Origin of the sequence: Achromobacter pestifer, assembly GCF_013267355.1 — a bacterium.
GTDB classification, from domain to species: Bacteria; Pseudomonadota; Gammaproteobacteria; order Burkholderiales; family Burkholderiaceae_B; genus Achromobacter; species Achromobacter pestifer_A.
Window position 1 is genome coordinate 3050887 of record NZ_CP053985.1, and the last position, 17520, is coordinate 3068406.

The following is a 17520-nucleotide window of genomic DNA, read 5'->3' on the forward strand; positions in this document are numbered from 1 at the left end:
AAATTCGGGAAGTGTGCATGGGCACTCGTAAGTTTCGCGGTTTCGGTCTGATTGCCATCGGTGCGGTGGCTGGTGTGTTGCTCAGCGTAGGCGTGACCGCGGTCGCCCAGCGCGGCAGCCCTCTGCCACTGGACGAACTCAGGCAGCTGAGCAATGTGTTCGCCGCCATCAAGAACAACTACGTCGAGGCCGTCGACGACAAGACCCTGATCGACAATGCCATCTCCGGCATGGTGTCGAACCTGGATCCGCACTCGGCCTACCTGGACGCCGACGCCTTCCGCGAAATGCAGACGGCCACGCAAGGCGAATTCGGCGGCCTGGGCATCGAGGTCGGCGCCGAAGACGGCTTCGTGAAGGTCATCTCCCCGATCGAAGACACGCCTGCCGCCCGAGCCGGCGTGATGGCCGGCGACCTCATCATCAAGATCGACGACACGCCCACCAAGGGCATGACGCTCAACGACGCCGTCAAGCTGATGCGCGGCGCGCCCAAGTCGCCGATCACGCTGACCATCATGCGCGCCGACCGTCCGCAGCCCATCGTGCTGAAGATCGTGCGCGACATCATCAAGGTGCGCAGCGTGCGCAGCAAGATGCTGGACAACGGCATCGGCTACGTGCGCATCGCCCAGTTCCAGGAAAAGACCGGCGCCGATCTCGCCAAGCAGCTGAAGGACCTCGGCGCCAAGGAAGCCCCCAAGGGCCTGGTGCTGGACCTGCGCAACGACCCGGGCGGCTTGCTGACCAGCGCCATCGGCGTGTCCGGCGCGTTCCTGCCGCCCGACTCCGTGGTGGTGACCACCGACGGCCGCACCCCCGACGCCCGCCACAAGTACCTGGCCACGCCGTCGGAATACGCCCGCGGCGAAAGCAACTACCTGGCCGGCCTGCCGGCCTGGACCAAGACCGTGCCGATGGTGGTGCTGGTGAACGTGGGCTCCGCCTCGGCCTCCGAGATCGTGGCCGGCGCGCTGCAGGACCACAAGCGCGCCAAGGTTCTGGGCAACCGCACTTTCGGCAAGGGCTCGGTGCAGGTGATCCTGCCGCTGTCCGAAACCACCGCGGTCAAGCTCACCACCTCGCGCTATTTCACGCCTAGCGGCCGCTCCATCCAGGCTACCGGCATCGAGCCTGACTACGTCGTTGCCGACACGGCCGAAGGCGACCTGTTCCGCCTGCCGCGCGAAGCCGACCTGCAGCGTCACCTGTCCAACCAGCAGACCGCCAACGAAGTGAAGTCCAGCGCCGGCGAAGACAACGTCGACGTTCCGACCAAGGTGTTCGAATTCGGCGGCAAGGACGACTTCCAGCTGCAGCAGGCCCTGAACGTGCTGGCCGGCAAGCCGGTGCAGAAGGGTTCGGCCCGGGCCCAGGCCAAGGCCGATTCCAAGGCCGGCGGCGGCACGCCCCAGCGCATGAAGATCACGCCGACCGGAGTCGAGCCCAGCAAGGACAAATGAACGACGAGCAACTGCTGCGCTACGCCCGCCACATCCTGCTCGACGAGCTGGGAATAGAAGGGCAGGAAAAACTGCTGGCGGCGCGTGTGCTCATCGTGGGGGCGGGCGGACTGGGTTCCCCCGCCGCGCTCTACCTGGCCACCGCCGGCGTGGGCGACATCACCCTGGCCGACGACGACGTCGTCGAGCTGAGCAACCTCCAACGCCAGATCCTGCACACCGCCGCCAGCGTCGGCCGCCACAAGGCCGAGTCCGGACGCGACATGCTGGCGGCGTTCAATCCGCAGACCCGGGTCCATGCCCGCGTCGAACGGCTGGAAGGCCAGGCCCTGTCCGACGCCGTCGCGCAGGCGGACCTGGTGCTGGACTGCACCGACAACTTCGCCACCCGCCACGCCATCAACCGCGCCTGCGTGCAGCACCGCAAGCCGCTGGTGTCGGGCGCTGCGATCCGCTTCGACGGCCAGGTCAGCGTCTATGACCTGCGCGACGACAACGCGCCCTGTTACCACTGCCTGTTTCCCGAAGGCGACGACGTCGAGCAAGCCAATTGCGCCACGATGGGCGTGTTCGCGCCGGTCGTCGGCATCATCGGCAGCATGCAGGCGGCAGAAGCCCTCAAGCTGCTGTCCGGCGTGGGCGAAAGCCTGTCCGGCCGCCTGCTCTGGCTGGACGTGCGCACCATGCAATGGCGCAGCGTCAACGTCCAGCGCGACCCCGAATGCGCGGTCTGCGGGCATCGCGGGCACTGATTCCCTGCCCGGGATTGGCCCCGCGGACAATATTAAAGGCTTGAAATACCTGCTATAACGCCAGCCAGCCTACCCGAAATTGGGTAGACGGCCTGGGACGTGACCGCGTGGATACAGCACTGAAGTTCAGTTTGCCCAAATGGCGCCTGACGCGTTGGCTGACGCATTCCGGGCACGATACCCCTGCGGACATCCGCTCGGCCCTGATCGCCAGCTTGTTCGGCACGCTGCCCATTTTTGCCGGCGGCGTCATCAACACGCTGATGATCTCCGGCGTGGTCGCCTGGCGCCGCCCAGAGCCGCTGTATCTGTCCTGGCTGGCAATGGAGGTGGTGCTGGCGCTGATCCGCGTCCTGATCCTGCGGTCCGCCTTGCGCGCCGCGCCCAAGGGCGGCAATACCCATACCGACATCTACATCCTGCTGGCGCTGCTGTGGGCGTTCAGCGTGGGCTATGGCGTCTTCGTCACCTTCCTCAACGGCGACTGGCTGGCCGCCACCCTGGCCGGGGTCTCTTGCGGCGCCATGGCCGGCGGCATCTGCTTCCGGAACTATGGCGCGCCGCGGCTGGTCGGCGCCATGATCTTCCTGAGCCTGGGGCCGATGTGCCTGGGCGCGGCCTTCACCGGCGAATACGTCACGGCCATCGTCTTCATCCAGATCCCGTTCTATCTGGTCAGCATGAGCGTCGCCTCGCACCGGCTCAACCGCATCCTGGTGTCCACCATGCTTGCCGAGCGCGCCAGCGAGCGCCGCGCCAGCGAAGACGCGCTGACCGGCCTGGCCAACCGCGCCGGCCTGCAGGCCGCGCTGGAGCGCGTCTGCACCAGCGCGCGCGGCCAGGACAGCTCGGCCGCGCTGCTGTACATGGACATGGACGACTTCAAGCTCATCAACGACACCTACGGCCATGCGGCCGGCGACCAGGTGCTGATGACCATCGCCCAGCGCATGCGCTCCATGCTGCGGGTGGACGATGTGGCCGCGCGCATCGGCGGCGACGAATTCATCGTGCTGGTGACCGGCATCGACGCTACCGCCGCCCTGCGGCTGGGCGAACACCTGCTGCATGACGCCTCCCAGCCGATCACCTTGGCGGACGGCACGCGGGTCAGCGTAGGCCTGTCCATCGGTATTTCCATCGTGTCCGGCGCCAATCGCAGCCCGGAAGCGGCCATGCATTCCGCCGATGCCGCCCTCTACCGCGCCAAGGCGCAGGGCGGCCGCTGCTGCGCCGTGGCGGGGGCCGACGAGGCCGAGAAGACCGTGCCGGACGGCGAGCCCGTCGTCGCCTGAGCTGCGCCGCCCGCGGCGGTCCCCCGAGCCTGAACCACATCACCTACGGCCTGCTTCCGAAAAGTTATCAGATAACCTGAAAAGTATGCCTATAATGCTCAGATGTTGACCAAGAGCCTCACCCTGACCGAACAGGTCGCCCGCCAGATCGCCGCTGACATCGCCGCAGGCGCCTATCCCGTTGGCGCCAAGCTGCCTGCGGGCCGCGTGCTGGCCGAGCAATACGGCGTCAGCGCCGCGGTCATCCGCGAGGCCACCGAACGCCTGCGTGCGCAGGGCCTGATCCAGAGCCGGCAGGGTTCCGGCAGCACCGTGCTGTCGCGCACCGGCGCGCAGGGCTTCCAGCTATCCGCCGGGATCGCCGTGGACCGCAAGCAGCTGGCCGGCGTCTACGAACTGCGCATGGAGCTGGAAGGCGGGGCGGCCGCGCTGGCCGCGCTGCGGCGCGACGAGGCAGACCTGGCCGCGATGGCGCGCGCCCTGGCCGACCTGGAATCCCATCTGGAAGATCCGGAGCAGGGGGTGGAACACGACATCGCCTTCCACCGCGCCATTGCCGCCGCCACGCACAACAGCTGCTACCAGGATCTGCTGCAGTACCTGAACCTGCAACTCAGGCTGGCTGTCAGCACCGCGCGCAGCAACAGCCGCCGCCAGGCCGGCCTGACGGCCGCCGTGCACCAGGAACACGTGGCCGTGTTCGAGGCCATCCGCGAACGCGATCCCGAACGGGCGCGACAGGCCGCCGCCCGTCATTTGCAACAGGCGGCCAGCCGCCTGCAACTCGATCACCTCTCTCCCGCCGCAAGGCAGACATCATGAGCGCATCCGACTTTACGCAACGCCTGGTCCAGGCACTGGGCCCCGATACCGTCATCACCGCCGAGGCCGACATCGCGCCTTGGCTGTCCGACTGGCGCGGCCTGTACAAAGGCAACGCGCAAGCGGTGGTGCGCCCGCGCACGACCGCCGAGGTCGCCACCTGCCTGGCGCTATGCCAGGAGGCAGGCGTGCCGGTGGTGCCGCGCGGCGGCAACACCGGCCTGTGCGGCGGCGCCACGCCGGACGCGGCCGCGGGCAACGTGGTGCTGAGCCTGGACCGCATGAACGCCGTGCGCTCCATCGACACCATCGCCAACACCATGGTGGCCGAGGCGGGCGCGATCCTGGGCAATCTGCGCCGCGCCGCGCAGGACGCGGGCCGCCTGTTGCCGCTGAGCCTGGCGGCGGAAGACTCGAGCCAGATCGGCGGCAACGTCGCCACCAACGCCGGCGGCGTGAACGTGGTGCGCTACGGCATGGCGCGCGAACTGGTGCTGGGCCTGGAGGCCGTGCTGCCCACGGGCGAGATCTTCCATGGCCTGCGCACGCTGCGCAAGGACAACACCGGCTACGACCTCAAGCAATTGCTGATCGGTTCCGAAGGCACGCTGGGCGTCATCACCGCCGTCGCCTTGCGCCTGTTCCCGCGCACCGACGTGCGCTCGGTGGTGCTGGCCGCCGTGGAGTCGCCGGCGCAGGCCCTGCAACTGTTCGAGATCCTGTTCGAACAATGCGGCGCGCGCCTGCAGGCGTTCGAGTACTTCTCGGGCGATTGCCTGGATCTGGTGCTGGCGCATGCCGCAGGCGTGCAGGAACCCTTTGATCAGCGCTATCCGGCCTATGTGCTCGTGGAGTTGGCGGACACCGCCGACGAGACGGCGCTCAACGGCCTGCTTGAAAACGTGATCGGCACGGCGCTGGAGCGCGGCCTGTGCCTGGATGCAGCCGTGTCGGCATCGCTGGCGCAGTTGCAGGCGCTGTGGAAGCTGCGCGAGGAAATCTCCGAAGCGCAGCGCGCCGACGGCCCGCACCTGAAGCACGACGTGTCGCTGCCGATCGAATGCATCCCCGACTTCATGGAATCCGCCGAGGCACGCGTGCGCGCGCTGTACCCGGACCTCCGCCCCTTCATCTTCGGCCACTTCGGCGACGGCAACCTGCACTACAACCTGTCGCGCCCGGCCGGCGCCGACCGCGACTGGGTGGCGGTGCATGGGGCGGCGATCACGGATGCGGTGCTGGACGAGGTCAATCGCTATGGCGGGAGCATTTCCGCGGAACATGGGATTGGGCAGTTGAAGCGGGACCATTTCCTGCATAGCAAGGATGCGCTGGAGTTGCGGTTGATGCGGGAAATCAAGGCTGTGTTGGATCCTGCGGGGATTATGAATCCTGGGAAGTTGCTGTAGTTGGCTTCGTGGGCTTGTCAGTCAGCGTGACTGAACGAAGCTTCGTAGGCCGCACGGCGGCGCTGGCGGTGTGGCGGCGAGCGCCCACGATTGCGGTCCGGAGCCTTCGATCCGGACTGCCCCGTTGTCATCCTCGTCCAGGCCTTCGGCCTTCCCTACGGATTCCCTCGGGCGCATCGAGGTTGCTCGCCGCCACACCGCCAGCGCCGCCGTGCTACCTGCGTCTTGGCCTGTTGCGTCGCTAGAGCCGTGTTCAGTGGCGAGTCTTGCGGAGCCCGCTCATTACGGCCGCCCGGGCGGCCGTAATGAGCATACGCGCTTGCGTGCGTCGTGATGGGTGCGCTGGCGCGAATGCGGCGAGTGGTTTGCTGGTGGTTGTCGCCGTTTTGGGGGAGGGGCGGTGATGGGCGGCGCGCGTTGGGCAGAATCTTGCGCACGCAGATCCTCTCGCGCGCGCCGCCCATCCGGCGGCGGAGTTGAAATGACGATGGCCGTATACGCCACACTCGTGGACAGACTCGCATGCGCATCACCGATCGCACGACTTGAACTCATCTCCATCATCGCGCAGCGTCATCACTTGACGCCAGACACCGCGTAAGCCCCCGGCCGGCCGCCCGCGCGGCCGGCCGGGGGCGGGCCCCGCAAGATCCTCGCCCACCCCCACCGGTGGCGAGAACGCCAAGCACACCGCTCGCCCCAGCTCCCGTGAAGATTCAATAAACCGAGCACGGCGCGGCAGCGGCTTGCCGGGCGCGGGGCGTCGATAAGCCCGAGGGAATCCGAAGGAGTCGCCGAAGGCGAGGACGAGGATGACGACGGGGCAGTCCGGAGCGAAGGCTCCGGACCGCAATCGTTGCCCCGCGCCCGGCAAGCCGCCGCCGCGCCGTGCGTCTTAAGAACTCAACGCAGACGCAGCAACAACATCACTGCCGATGATAAACCTCGGCCCCCTTCTTAACGAACTCCACGGACTTCTCCTGCATCCCCTTCTGCAACGCATCCTTCTCGCTAACCCCCTGCGCCGCCGCATAATCCCGCACGTCCTGGGTGATCTTCATCGAGCAGAAATGCGGTCCGCACATCGAGCAGAAGTGCGCCACCTTCATCGAATCCTTGGGTAGCGTCTCGTCGTGGAATTCCTTGGCGGTGTCCGGATCCAGCCCCAGGTTGAACTGGTCGTCCCAGCGGAATTCGAAGCGCGCTTTGGACAGCGCGTTGTCGCGGATCGCCGCGCCCGGATGACCCTTGGCCAGGTCCGCCGCGTGGGCCGCGATCTTGTACGTGATGATGCCGTCCTTCACGTCCTTCTTGTTCGGCAGGCCGAGGTGCTCCTTGGGCGTCACATAACAGAGCATCGCCGTGCCGTACCAGCCGATCAGCGCTGCGCCGATGCCGGACGTGATGTGGTCGTAGCCCGGAGCGATGTCGGTGGTCAGGGGGCCGAGCGTGTAGAACGGCGCCTCGTGGCAGTGTTCCAGCTGCAGCTCCATGTTCTCCTTGATCATCTGCATCGGCACGTGGCCCGGGCCTTCGATCATGACCTGCACATCATGCTTCCATGCCACCTGGGTCAGCTCGCCCAGCGTCTTCAGTTCGGCGAATTGCGCCTCGTCGTTGGCGTCGTAGCCCGAACCCGGGCGCAGGCCGTCGCCCAGCGAGAAGCTGACGTCGTAGGCCTTCATGATTTCGCAGATTTCCTCGAAGCGCTCGTACAGGAAGCTCTCCTTGTGATGCGCCAGGCACCACTTCGCCATGATCGAGCCGCCGCGCGAGACGATGCCGGTCATGCGGTCGGCCGTCATGGGGATGAACGGCAGGCGCACGCCCGCGTGGATCGTGAAGTAGTCCACGCCCTGTTCGGCCTGCTCGATCAGCGTGTCGCGGAAGATCTCCCAGGTCAGGTCCTCGGCCTTGCCGTCGACCTTTTCCAGCGCCTGGTAGATCGGCACGGTGCCGATGGGCACGGGCGAGTTGCGGATGATCCATTCGCGCGTTTCGTGAATGTGCTTGCCGGTGGACAGGTCCATGACCGTGTCGCCGCCCCAGCGGATCGCCCAGGTCATCTTTTCCACTTCTTCGCCGATGCCGGAGCTGACGGCGGAGTTGCCGATGTTGGCGTTGATCTTCACCAGGAAGTTGCGGCCGATGGCCATCGGCTCCACTTCCGGGTGGTTGATGTTGGCCGGGATGATGGCGCGGCCGCGCGCGATCTCGTCGCGCACGAACTCGGGCGTGATGGCGGCGGGAATGGCGGCGCCGAACGATTGGCCCGGGTGCTGGCGCAGCAGGCGCTTGACCATCTTCTCGCCGTCGGGGCCGCTGTCGCGCAGCGTCTGCAGATAGTGCTCGCGGCGCAGACTTTCGCGGATTGCCACGTATTCCATTTCCGGGGTGATGATGCCGCGGCGGGCGTAATGCATTTGCGACACGTTGGCGCCGGACTTGGCGCGGCGCGGCGGGCGCTGCAGGTCGAAGCGCATCGCCGTCAGCTTGGGATCGGTCAGACGTTCCTTGCCGTAGTCGCTGGTCGGACCTGACAGCACTTCCGTGTCGCCGCGCTCTTCGATCCAGACGCGGCGCAGTTCGGGCAGGCCGCGGCGGATGTCGATCTTGGCTTCGGGGTCGGTGTAGGGGCCGCTGCAGTCATAGACGGTCAGCGGCGGGTTCTTCTCACCGCCGAACATCGTCGGCGTGTCGTCCTGCTCGATTTCGCGGAACGGCACGCGGATGTCGGGGCGCGAGCCCACTTCATACACGCGGCGGGATTTGGGCAGCGGTGCGACGGCCGCCGCGTCGACTTCGGCGGTAGCGGCCAGGAATTTGGGATTGGCGTTCATGGAAAGCTCCAAGCGAGTGGTTGGAGCCGATCGGGAAGGAATTCCCGCCGCGCGCGCAAAGACGCATGGCGGGAATACGGCTCCCAGCATCGGCATTATCCGTACTGGTACGAAGGGACTCTCTCAACACGTCCGGCCATGTAGGCGGGACGAGTACCCCTGCGCGAAAGCGAAGTATAGAGGCTGGCGCGCGTTCCGACGAATCGCGCCGCTGCTGCGCCGCGTCAGCCGGTGCAGGCGGGAGCTGGTATTACCGCTTTACATTTAGATTCAGACTGGGGCGACACCGTCATTCAGGTTCGGTACACTTTTCCCAGTACCGGGGATGGAGTGCATCGCCTGGTCTTAGTCCACATTAAGAAGGAAACGAGCATGCAACTGACCCTACGCAAATTGGCGCCCGCCTTGGTAGTCGTGACGTTGGCGCTAGCGGGTTGCAAGACCGCCCCGACTAAGACGTCCGGCGATACCGCCACGCCGCAAGCCGGCCAAGAGGCCTCCAAGCCGGCCGCCGCGGCCTCCGTGGACTTTTACCTGGCGCAGAAGCAACCTGGCGCCGGCATGCGCGAAATCGCGCTGCCCGACGGCAAGCTCTACATGCAGACCGTGCCCGTGCTGACGCGCGCCGACCTGACCGACGCCGCCGCGCTGGTGGATCGCCAGGGCCAGAACTTCGTCGGCCTGCGCTTCTCGGAAGCCGGCGCCCGCAAGCTCAATGACGTCAGCACCAAGAACGTCGGCAACATGCTGGCGCTCGTGATCGACCAGGAACTGGTCGCCGCCCCGCTCATCGGCGAACCGCTGAACCGCGGCGTCCTCGCCTTCGGCGTGGCCTCGGCCCAGGCCGCTTCGGAAATCGCCGCCAAGATCCGCGGCGACGCTGGCGCGCCGCCGGCCGGCGGTGCTGCTCCGGCGGCGCCCGCTGCCAAGCCCTGAACGGCGCAGCAAGCGACAAAAAAGCCCGGCATGCCGGGCTTTTTTACGTCTGCAGGAAAGATAGCCCGCGATCAGCCCAGCTTGCGGCCGCGCGTCTTGGCGCCGCGGCGGATCAGGATGGTCTTTTCGATGTAGGCCTGCGTGATCGATTCAAGGATCAGGCGGTCGTCGGCCGTGAGCGATTCGAACTGCGAAGGCGAAATATTCGGAAAGGGCCAGGGCGCCATCGGACGCGGCCGGCCGCCGGGGCGCGGCACGGGTTCGGCTACGCCGGGCGCGGGCAGGGTGTTGCTGAGGTCGTAGCCATCCACGGGAAGTTCCATGGGGCCTTTGCCGGTTTCCAGCCATTCGGCTTCGACCTTCAGGACCTGCGCCAGCTTGCGCGCCGAGCGGCTTGAATGCCGCAAGCCGCTTTCGTAGCTGCCGATGGCGCTTTGCGAAATGCGTGCTAGACGTGCGAGGTCTTTCTGCGTGTGGCCACGCAGCAGGCGCGCATGCTTCAGTCGGTCTGAGAATGTTTTCACACCGGCGATTGAAGCTTGCTGGTCACGCGCTTTGGTGGTTATAAATATTACTTAGGTGATATTTATCAAAGGTGAGCGCATGGAGCAACGAGGCAGCGTCTTCGTCGTACGGCTCGACGAAACGGCGGGCGAGGAATTCGCCGAGGCCTTGCGCCTGTTGCGTTGGCAAGCCAGCGTCTTCGATACGACCGCCGGGCTATTGGAACACTTGCAGGCTCAGGCCGCTGACGCCCTGGTACTTTTGGGAGGTATTGAGGGCGTGCCGGGTTTGATTGCCATGCTGCGCCGCGCGGCGCCAGCCGCGGCGGTGCTGTGGCACGCCACGGCGGCCAGCGCGGCCGATCGCATTGCCGCGCTGGATGCGGGCGCTGACGTCTGTGCTCCCGCAGGCATGGACGCGTTGGAATGGGATGCCCTGCTGCGCAATCTGTACCGGCGCGCGCCGTCCGTCGCCTTGCCCTGGCGGCTCGATCCGCACGTCGGCGCGCTGGCCGGGCCGGCAGGCGAGTACCTGCCGTTGACGGTCACGGAGCGCGCTTTTTTTGTCCGCTTATTGAACGCGCCGGGCTATTGCCTGCGCCGGGAGTGCTTCTTCCCGGCAGATAGGCGTAAGTCCCTGGATGGAGCGCGGCGGGTGGATGTGCTGTTGTCGCGGCTGCGCAGCAAGGCGCGCCGCCTCAACATCGACTTGCCCGTGCTCGCGGTGCGGGGATGGGGCTATATCCTGCTGCCCGAGGGCGCCGCGAGAGAGCGGGACTTTACAGCACTACCAGGTTATCCCGATGCATGAGTTCGGGTTCGGTCATGCTGCCCAGGATGCGCGCGATCTGCGACGAAGGCTGGCGCAGGATGCGGCGGGTGTCGACCGATGAGTAGTTGATCAGGCCGCGGGCGCATTCGCGGCCCTGGCCATCCACGCAGGCGACCACATCGCCCCGGCCGAACTCGCCTTCCACCTCGGTCACGCCGATGGGCAGCAGGCTTTTGCCCTCGCGCAATAGCGCTTGCACGGCGCCATCGTCCAGCACCACGCGTCCGCGCAGGCGCAGATGGTCGGCCAGCCATTGCTTGCGGGCGGACCACACGGGCAGCACGGCGCGCAACTCGCTGCCGATGCATTCGCCTTGGGCCAGGCGCGTGAGCACATTGCGTTCATGGCCCGACGCGATGACGGTGTGCGCGCCGCTATGCGCCGCGCGCTTGGCCGCCAGCACCTTGGTCAGCATGCCGCCGGTGCCGATGCCGCTGCCGGCGCCGCCAGCCATGGCTTCCAGCGCCGGGTCGCCGGCCTGGGCGTGCGACATGAACTTGGCGTCCGGGTTCTTGCGGGGATCCGAGTCGTACAGGCCGCGCTGATCCGTCAGAATGATCAGCGTGTCGGCTTCGATCAGGTTGGTGACCAGCGCGCCCAGCGTATCGTTGTCGCCCAGCCGGATTTCGTCGGTGACGACAGTGTCGTTTTCGTTCACGATCGGCACCACGCCCAGGCGCAGCAGCGCGAACAGCGTGCTGCGCGCGTTCAGGTAGCGGTGGCGGTCGGCCAGGTCTTCGTGCGTCAGCAGGATCTGCGCGGTGCGCAGGCCGTATTCGGCGAAAGCCGCCTCATAAGCCTGGCACAGGCCCATCTGGCCCACGGCCGCGGCGGCCTGCAGTTCGTGCATGACCGACGGGCGCTTGCGCCAGCCCAGGCGCGCCATGCCTTCGGCGATGGCGCCGCTGGAGACCAGCACGATCTGCTTGCCCTGCTTGTGCAGGGCGGCGATCTGCGCGGCCCAGTGCGCCACGGCGGCGCGGTCCAGGCCGCGGCCTTCATTGGTGACCAGCGACGAGCCGACTTTGGCGACGAGGCGCTGGGCGTTGGTGACGACGGAAACGGCGGGTGTTTCAGCAGACATGATGGCGGCCGGCTGCGGCGAGAAAAAGGCGTAATCGTAAGGACTGCGATTATGGCTTATTCGTCGTCGCCGCGCGGCGCGGGGCGCTGTTCGGCGTCCGAGCGCTTGTCGTCGAAGCGCGGGTCCGGCGCCACGTAGCTGTCCTTGGCCTGGTCTTGCGACAGGTGTTCCTTTTCGCGTTCGGCGTCCAGGTAGTCCTGCAGCGCGTAGAGCAGGTCTTGCGTGCCCTCGCCCGACAGGCCCGAGATGCCGAACACCGGACCCTTCCAGTCGTAGAGTTCGAGAAAGCGGCGCTGGGTGTCCTCGGGATCGGGCACCATGTCCAGCTTGTTGAGGATCAGCCAGCGCGGCTTGGCGGCCAGTTCGGGGTCGTAGCGGCGCAGCTCCTCGACGATGGCGCGCGCGTCCACCACGGCTTGCTCGACCGGATCGGCATCGGGATCCGGCGTGGACACGTCCACCAGGTGCAGCAGCACGCGGGTGCGCGCCAGGTGGCGCAGGAACAGGTGGCCCAGGCCGGCGCCTTCGGAGGCGCCTTCGATCAGGCCGGGAATGTCGGCCACGACAAAGCTGCGCGACGGCGAGGTGCGCACCACGCCCAGATTGGGATGCAGCGTGGTGAAGGGGTAGTCCGCGATCTTCGGCTTCGCATTGGAAATGCGGGTGATCAGCGTGGACTTGCCGGCGTTCGGCAGGCCCAGCAGGCCTACGTCCGCCAGCACCTTCAGTTCCATGCGCAGGTAGCGGTGTTCGCCTTCCTTGCCGGGCGTCCACTGGCGGGGCGCGCGGTTCAGGCTGGACTTGAAGTGGATGTTGCCCATGCCGCCCTGGCCGCCCGCGGCCAGCACGACTTTCTGCTCGTGCGTGTCCAGGTCGAACAGGACTTCGCCGGTCTCGGCGTCATGGATGATGGTGCCGACGGGCACGCGCAGGGTGATGTCCGGGGCGGCGGCGCCGTATTGGTCCGAACCGCGGCCATTTTCGCCGCCCTTTGCGCGGTGCAGGCGGGCGTAGCGGAAGTCGATCAGCGTATTGATGTTGCGGTCGGCCACCGCATAGATGGTGCCTCCGCGGCCGCCGTCGCCGCCGTCCGGGCCACCCTTGGGGATGAATTTTTCGCGGCGAAAGCTCGCCACGCCATTGCCGCCTTTGCCGGCGACGACTTCGATGGTGGCTTCGTCTACGAATTTCATGGTGTCCGCGCGTGTAGTAAGTATTGGGGCGGAGCCCCAATATTGGGTGCCGCCAGGAGGCAGGGGCCGGAGACTTCCAGCGGCTGCCTGAAAACAGAAAAGCTTAAAACAAAAAAGCCCTGCCGCATGCGACAGGGCTTTTACCGTTCGAGCTCGCGGCGAACCGCGAGCTCTGACCGCGCTTGTCCGATTACTCGGCAGCGATGATCGAAACGGTTTGCTTGTTCAATGCGCCCTTGAAGCCGAATTGAACCTTGCCGTCGACCAGCGCGAACAGGGTGTGGTCCTTGCCCATGCCGACGTTCACGCCAGCGTGGAAGCGAGTACCGCGCTGACGCACGATGATCGAACCAGCGGGAATCAATTCACCGCCGAAGGTCTTGACGCCCAGACGCTTTGATTCTGAGTCGCGTCCGTTTCGCGTAGAGCCGCCGCCCTTTTTCTGTGCCATGTTTAGCTCCTGCTAAGTGGTACCGAGTCGCTTCTTAAGCCGTGATGGCTTCGATGCGGATTTCGGTGTAGTTCTGACGGTGGCCCTGACGCTTCTGATAGTGCTTGCGACGGCGCATCTTGAAGATCTTGACCTTGTCGTGGCGGCCTTGCGCAAGAACCGTTGCCTTGACCACGGCGCCGGAGACGAGGGGCGTGCCAACTTTCAGTTGGTCGCCTTCGCCCACGGACAGCACTTGGTCCAGGGTGATTTCTTGCCCAATGTCTGCCGGTATCTGTTCTATCTTGAGTTTTTCGCCAGCGGCAACGCGATACTGCTTGCCACCGGTTTTTACGACCGCGTACATGGGGGATTCCTTAAATAGGTAAATGGGTTCATTCGCGCTGCCTGCCCTGCTGGGCGGGATTGCCGCTCTGGCGGGACGCTTTCTTCTTCTGGCGCCAGAGCCTGGCAAGAAGAGGAAAGGCCTCGATGCCTGGGAAAGTTAAGCCTTCCTTGGCACCCAGAGGGTTGACGCAAATGCAACCGACGTAATTCGGGCATTGCTGACCGAATCCGGGATATTAGCCCGGGACTTTCAGAAAGTCAAAAAGCGCTTGCAGGCTAAGGGCTTAGGTGTCGCGTGCACGCTTCAAGCGCCGGGGATCGCCCGCAGGGCGATGTCCCGCGCCACGAGCCGGATCCCGTCGATTACGCCGCGGCGGTGCGCTTCGTCCAGCCGGTCAGTGGGGATGGAGGTGCTCACGGCCACCCGCTTGCCCAGCGGCGTCATGCCCACGTAGGCGGCAAAGCAGACCAGGCCGGTCGCCACTTCCTCCAGGTCCTGCGCCAGTCCGGTGCTGCGCACCTGTTCCAATTCCTGGTCGAGCGCGGCGCGAGTGGCGAGGCTGCGCTCGGTGACGCGCGGCAACACCGCGGGCACGCAGGTGGCCAGCGCTTGCGGCGGCAGGCTGGCGAGCAAAGCCTTGCCCAGCGCGCAGGCGTGCGCGGGCAGTCGCAGGCCCAGGTCCGATACCAGCCGCACCGGGCGGCGCGCGTCCTCGCGGGCCAGATAGACCACATCGAATCCGTCCAGCGTCGCCAGCTGCACCACTTCGTTGTGCCGCGCCACGAAGGCGCCGGCGGCGGCCTGGAATGCCGTCTGCAATCCGTCCTGGCGCAGATAGGCGTAGCCCAGCGCCATCAGTTCGATGCCGATGACGTAGCCGCCGTCGCGGCGTTCGATCCAGCGGCGTTGCTCCAGGCAATCGAGCAGCAGGTACAGCGTGCTGCGGGCGAGCTGGCAGCACGCGGCCAGTTCCGATGCCTTGACGGGAGCGCGGCGGCTGGCCAGCAGCCGCAGGATGTCATGAGTGCGCCGGATGGCGGGGACGTCGTGTTCGGAAGCCATGTGCAATTTGTCCAATATATTGGACATAAATTCATGATGTTGGACATGATAATGGAACTCTCCTAGACTGCCCCGCACATCATTCGAACAAGGCGAGGGGACCCATGGACCAAGCGAAGGCGTTGCCTGCTGACCTGGAACAGGCGCTGCTGGTGGGGCGGGTGTGGCGGCCGGGCTCGGTGCATGGCCCCAGTGTGGTGATAGTCCGCCGCGGCGAGGTGATCGACATCACGGCGGCTGCGCCCACCATGGCGGACCTGCTGGACCGCCCCGACCGCGTGGCGCTCGCGGCCAGCGCCGCGGGCGAGTCGCTGGGCGGCGTGCATGCCCTGATGGCCGCCAGCCTGGCGGGCCAGGAGGGCTTGCGCCTGCTGGCGCCTTGCGACCTGCAGCCCGTCAAGGCGGCCGGCGTCACCTTCGCCATCAGCCTGCTGGAACGCATGATCGAGGAAGAGGCGGGCGGCGACGCCAGCCGCGCCGAGGAAATCCGCGTCCGCATGCAGGCCCTGATCGGCTCCGACCTGTCCCGCCTGCGCCCGGGCTCGCCCGAAGCGGCCAAGCTGAAGGCCGAACTCACCGAGCGCGGCCAGTGGTCGCAATACCTGGAAGTCGGCATAGGCCCGGACGCCGAGGTCTTCTCCAAGGCGCCGCCCATGGCGTCGGTGGGCAGCGGCGCGCGGATCGGCGTACTGCCCGAATCCCGCTGGAACAATCCCGAACCCGAGATCGTGCTGGCGGTGGACAGCCGCGGCGAAGTCGTCGGCGCCACCCTGGGCAACGACGTCAACCTGCGCGACATCGAAGGCCGCAGCGCCTTGCTGCTGACCAAGGCCAAGGACAACAACGGCTCCTGCGCCATCGGTCCCTTCATCCGCCTGTTCGACGGCAGCTTCAACCTGGACAGCGTGCGTCAGGCCGATGTGTCCCTGCGCATCGAGGGCCTGGACGGCTTCGAGCTGGACGGTGTGAGCCACATGCGCGAAATCAGCCGCGATCCCCTGGACCTGGTGCGCCAGGCTTGCGGCAGGCACCACCAGTATCCGGACGGTTTCATGCTGTTCCTGGGCACCATGTTCTCGCCCACCCAGGACCGCATGGGCCCGGGCACCGGCTTCACCCACAAGCTGGGCGACCGCGTCGTGATTGCGTCGAAACACCTGGGCTCCCTGGTGAACGAAGTGCGGCTGGCCACCGAGATCGAGCCCTGGACCTTCGGAGTGCGCGCACTCTATGCCAACCTGGCCGCACGCGGCCTGTTGCCGCGAGGAGCCTGATCCGCGGGAGGGAGGCGCCGGGGGGAGGGCGCGCACACCGGGCGCCATCTCCGGCCGGCGGTTCCGCCCGGCCGGCAGCTCGTGTCCCTTACTCCCCGTATAATCGTTGGTCGAATCCCCCGCCCTCTGCGGCGGGCCCAGCGGTAAGAGCCGGCGCGCGTCCGCGCCACGGCTCGTTTCACTCTCCCGGATACGTCTTGAATCTCCCCGAGCTTGTTGCCCCCATTGCAGACGACATGAAAGCCGTCGATGCGGTTATCCGCGAGCGGCTGAATTCCGAGGTGGTCCTGATCCGCACGATCGGCGACTACATCATAGGCGCGGGCGGCAAACGCATGCGCCCGGCCATGGTGCTGATGGTGGCGCGCGCGCTGGGCTACGAGGGCACGCACCACCAACTGCTGGCCGCCGTGGTGGAGTTCATCCATACCGCCACGCTGCTGCACGACGACGTGGTGGACGAATCCGACCTGCGCCGCGGCCGCGAAACCGCCAACGCGGTCTTCGGCAACGCCGCCAGCGTGCTGGTAGGCGACTACCTGTATTCGCGCTCCTTCGAGATGATGGTGGAAGCGAATTCGATGCGCGTCATGAGCATCCTGTCCGAAGCCACCACGGTGATCGCCGAAGGCGAGGTGCTGCAGCTGCTGAACGTGCATGACCCGGACGTCTCCCAGGAACGCTATCTGCAAGTGGTGCGCTACAAGACCGCCAAGCTGTTCGAGGCCGCCGCCCAGGTGGGCGCCGTGCTGGCGGGCGCCACCCCCGAGCAGGAAGCCGCCGCGGCCGCCTACGGCCGCCATGTAGGCACCGCCTTCCAACTGGTGGACGACGTGCTGGACTACAGCGGCGACGCCGCCGCCCTGGGCAAGAACGTGGGCGACGACCTGCGCGAGGGCAAGCCCACGCTGCCGCTGATCCGCGTGATGGAAGTGGGCACCCCGGAACAACAGCAACTGATCCGTGACGCCATCAAGACCGGCGACGCCGACTTCGCCGCCGTGGCCGCCGCCATCCAGGCCACCGATGCCCTGGAGCACGCCCGCCAGGCCGCCGTGGCCGAGGCCGATCTGGCCAGAAAAGCACTTTCTGCTTACCCCATTTCCCCTTTTCTAAATTCTCTGTTAGAATTCTGCGCTTTCGCGGTGAATAGAGATCGCTAAGCGAATTAGGCGGAAAAATTGGGGAAACCCAGCAGCCTGAAACGTAGCGGTTGATAGTGAAAGCGAAAGATGATTTGGTTGCACTGAGCGCAACGAAGTCAGTAGTAGTAAGA

At 66.3% G+C, this 17520-nt stretch carries 16 protein-coding genes; 9 read left to right on the top strand and 7 right to left on the bottom strand.

Annotated elements, in window-relative coordinates:
- Positions 1–17 precede the first annotated feature (17 nt).
- The 5 genes from FOC84_RS14820 to FOC84_RS14840 all read left to right on the top strand — a co-directional run bounded on the left by FOC84_RS14820 (position 18) and on the right by FOC84_RS14840 (position 5741).
- On the top strand, positions 18–1463 hold the full coding sequence (locus FOC84_RS14820; protein WP_173145067.1) for a S41 family peptidase: 1446 nt from the start codon (positions 18–20) through the stop codon (positions 1461–1463).
- A complete protein-coding gene (locus FOC84_RS14825) occupies positions 1460–2215 on the top strand; it encodes a HesA/MoeB/ThiF family protein (RefSeq protein WP_173145068.1) in 756 nt (251 codons plus the stop codon). Before FOC84_RS14820 ends, FOC84_RS14825 begins: the two co-directional genes overlap by 4 nt.
- A 107-nt stretch (positions 2216–2322) precedes the next feature.
- Complete coding sequence (locus FOC84_RS14830; protein WP_173145069.1) at positions 2323–3510, top strand: GGDEF domain-containing protein; 1188 nt, start codon at positions 2323–2325, stop codon at positions 3508–3510.
- A 102-nt stretch (positions 3511–3612) separates the two neighbouring features.
- Positions 3613–4332, top strand: a complete 720-nt coding sequence (locus FOC84_RS14835) for a FadR/GntR family transcriptional regulator (protein WP_173145070.1) — start codon at positions 3613–3615, stop codon at positions 4330–4332.
- The gene (locus tag FOC84_RS14840) at positions 4329–5741 is read left to right on the top strand and encodes an FAD-binding oxidoreductase (protein ID WP_173145071.1); all 1413 of its coding nucleotides are present in this window, start codon (positions 4329–4331) and stop codon (positions 5739–5741) included. The genes FOC84_RS14835 and FOC84_RS14840 overlap by 4 nt, the downstream gene beginning before the upstream one ends.
- A gap of 926 nt (positions 5742–6667) precedes the next feature.
- On the opposite strand, the gene thiC is transcribed toward FOC84_RS14840, so the two are convergent.
- A complete protein-coding gene (gene thiC, locus FOC84_RS14845; RefSeq protein WP_173145072.1) occupies positions 6668–8581 on the bottom strand; it encodes a phosphomethylpyrimidine synthase ThiC in 1914 nt (637 codons plus the stop codon).
- Positions 8582–8953: 372 nt separating this feature from the next.
- Between thiC and FOC84_RS14850 the strand changes: the two genes are divergently transcribed.
- A complete protein-coding gene (locus tag FOC84_RS14850; protein WP_173145073.1) occupies positions 8954–9517 on the top strand; it encodes a SecDF P1 head subdomain-containing protein in 564 nt (187 codons plus the stop codon).
- 71 nt (positions 9518–9588) lie between these two features.
- On the opposite strand, the gene FOC84_RS14855 is transcribed toward FOC84_RS14850, so the two are convergent.
- Positions 9589–10041, bottom strand: a complete 453-nt coding sequence (locus FOC84_RS14855) for a helix-turn-helix domain-containing protein (RefSeq protein ID WP_088143210.1) — start codon at positions 10039–10041, stop codon at positions 9589–9591.
- A 79-nt stretch (positions 10042–10120) separates the two neighbouring features.
- Between FOC84_RS14855 and FOC84_RS14860 the strand changes: the two genes are divergently transcribed.
- Entirely contained in the window at positions 10121–10831 is a 711-nt protein-coding gene (locus FOC84_RS14860) for a transcriptional regulator (RefSeq protein ID WP_173145074.1), read from the top strand.
- On the opposite strand, the gene proB is transcribed toward FOC84_RS14860, so the two are convergent.
- The 5 genes from proB to FOC84_RS14885 all read right to left on the bottom strand — a co-directional run bounded on the left by proB (position 10800) and on the right by FOC84_RS14885 (position 14970).
- Positions 10800–11936 (bottom strand): glutamate 5-kinase, encoded by a 1137-nt coding sequence (gene proB, locus FOC84_RS14865; RefSeq protein WP_173145075.1) that lies wholly within the window; start codon positions 11934–11936, stop codon positions 10800–10802. The genes FOC84_RS14860 and proB overlap by 32 nt on opposite strands.
- A gap of 56 nt (positions 11937–11992) precedes the next feature.
- A complete protein-coding gene (gene obgE / locus FOC84_RS14870) occupies positions 11993–13129 on the bottom strand; it encodes a GTPase ObgE (RefSeq protein WP_173145076.1) in 1137 nt (378 codons plus the stop codon).
- 190 nt (positions 13130–13319) lie between these two features.
- A complete protein-coding gene (gene rpmA, locus FOC84_RS14875; RefSeq protein WP_006224659.1) occupies positions 13320–13580 on the bottom strand; it encodes a 50S ribosomal protein L27 in 261 nt (86 codons plus the stop codon).
- A 34-nt stretch (positions 13581–13614) separates the two neighbouring features.
- Positions 13615–13926, bottom strand: a complete 312-nt coding sequence (gene rplU / locus FOC84_RS14880) for a 50S ribosomal protein L21 (protein ID WP_006216228.1) — start codon at positions 13924–13926, stop codon at positions 13615–13617.
- A 285-nt stretch (positions 13927–14211) separates the two neighbouring features.
- Positions 14212–14970, bottom strand: coding sequence for an IclR family transcriptional regulator (locus tag FOC84_RS14885; protein WP_173145077.1), 759 nt, complete (start codon positions 14968–14970; stop codon positions 14212–14214).
- Between the two features lie 104 nt (positions 14971–15074).
- Here FOC84_RS14885 and FOC84_RS14890 point away from each other — a divergent pair, with 104 nt between their 5' ends.
- Both FOC84_RS14890 and ispB read left to right on the top strand, forming a co-directional pair.
- Positions 15075–16244 carry a fumarylacetoacetate hydrolase family protein gene (locus FOC84_RS14890; RefSeq protein WP_173145078.1) on the top strand — a complete coding sequence of 390 codons (1170 nt, stop codon included), beginning with the start codon at positions 15075–15077 and terminating at the stop codon, positions 16242–16244.
- Between the two features lie 197 nt (positions 16245–16441).
- On the top strand, positions 16442–17407 hold the full coding sequence (gene ispB / locus FOC84_RS14895) for an octaprenyl diphosphate synthase (protein ID WP_088159146.1): 966 nt from the start codon (positions 16442–16444) through the stop codon (positions 17405–17407).
- The last annotated feature ends 113 nt before the right edge of the window (positions 17408–17520 follow it).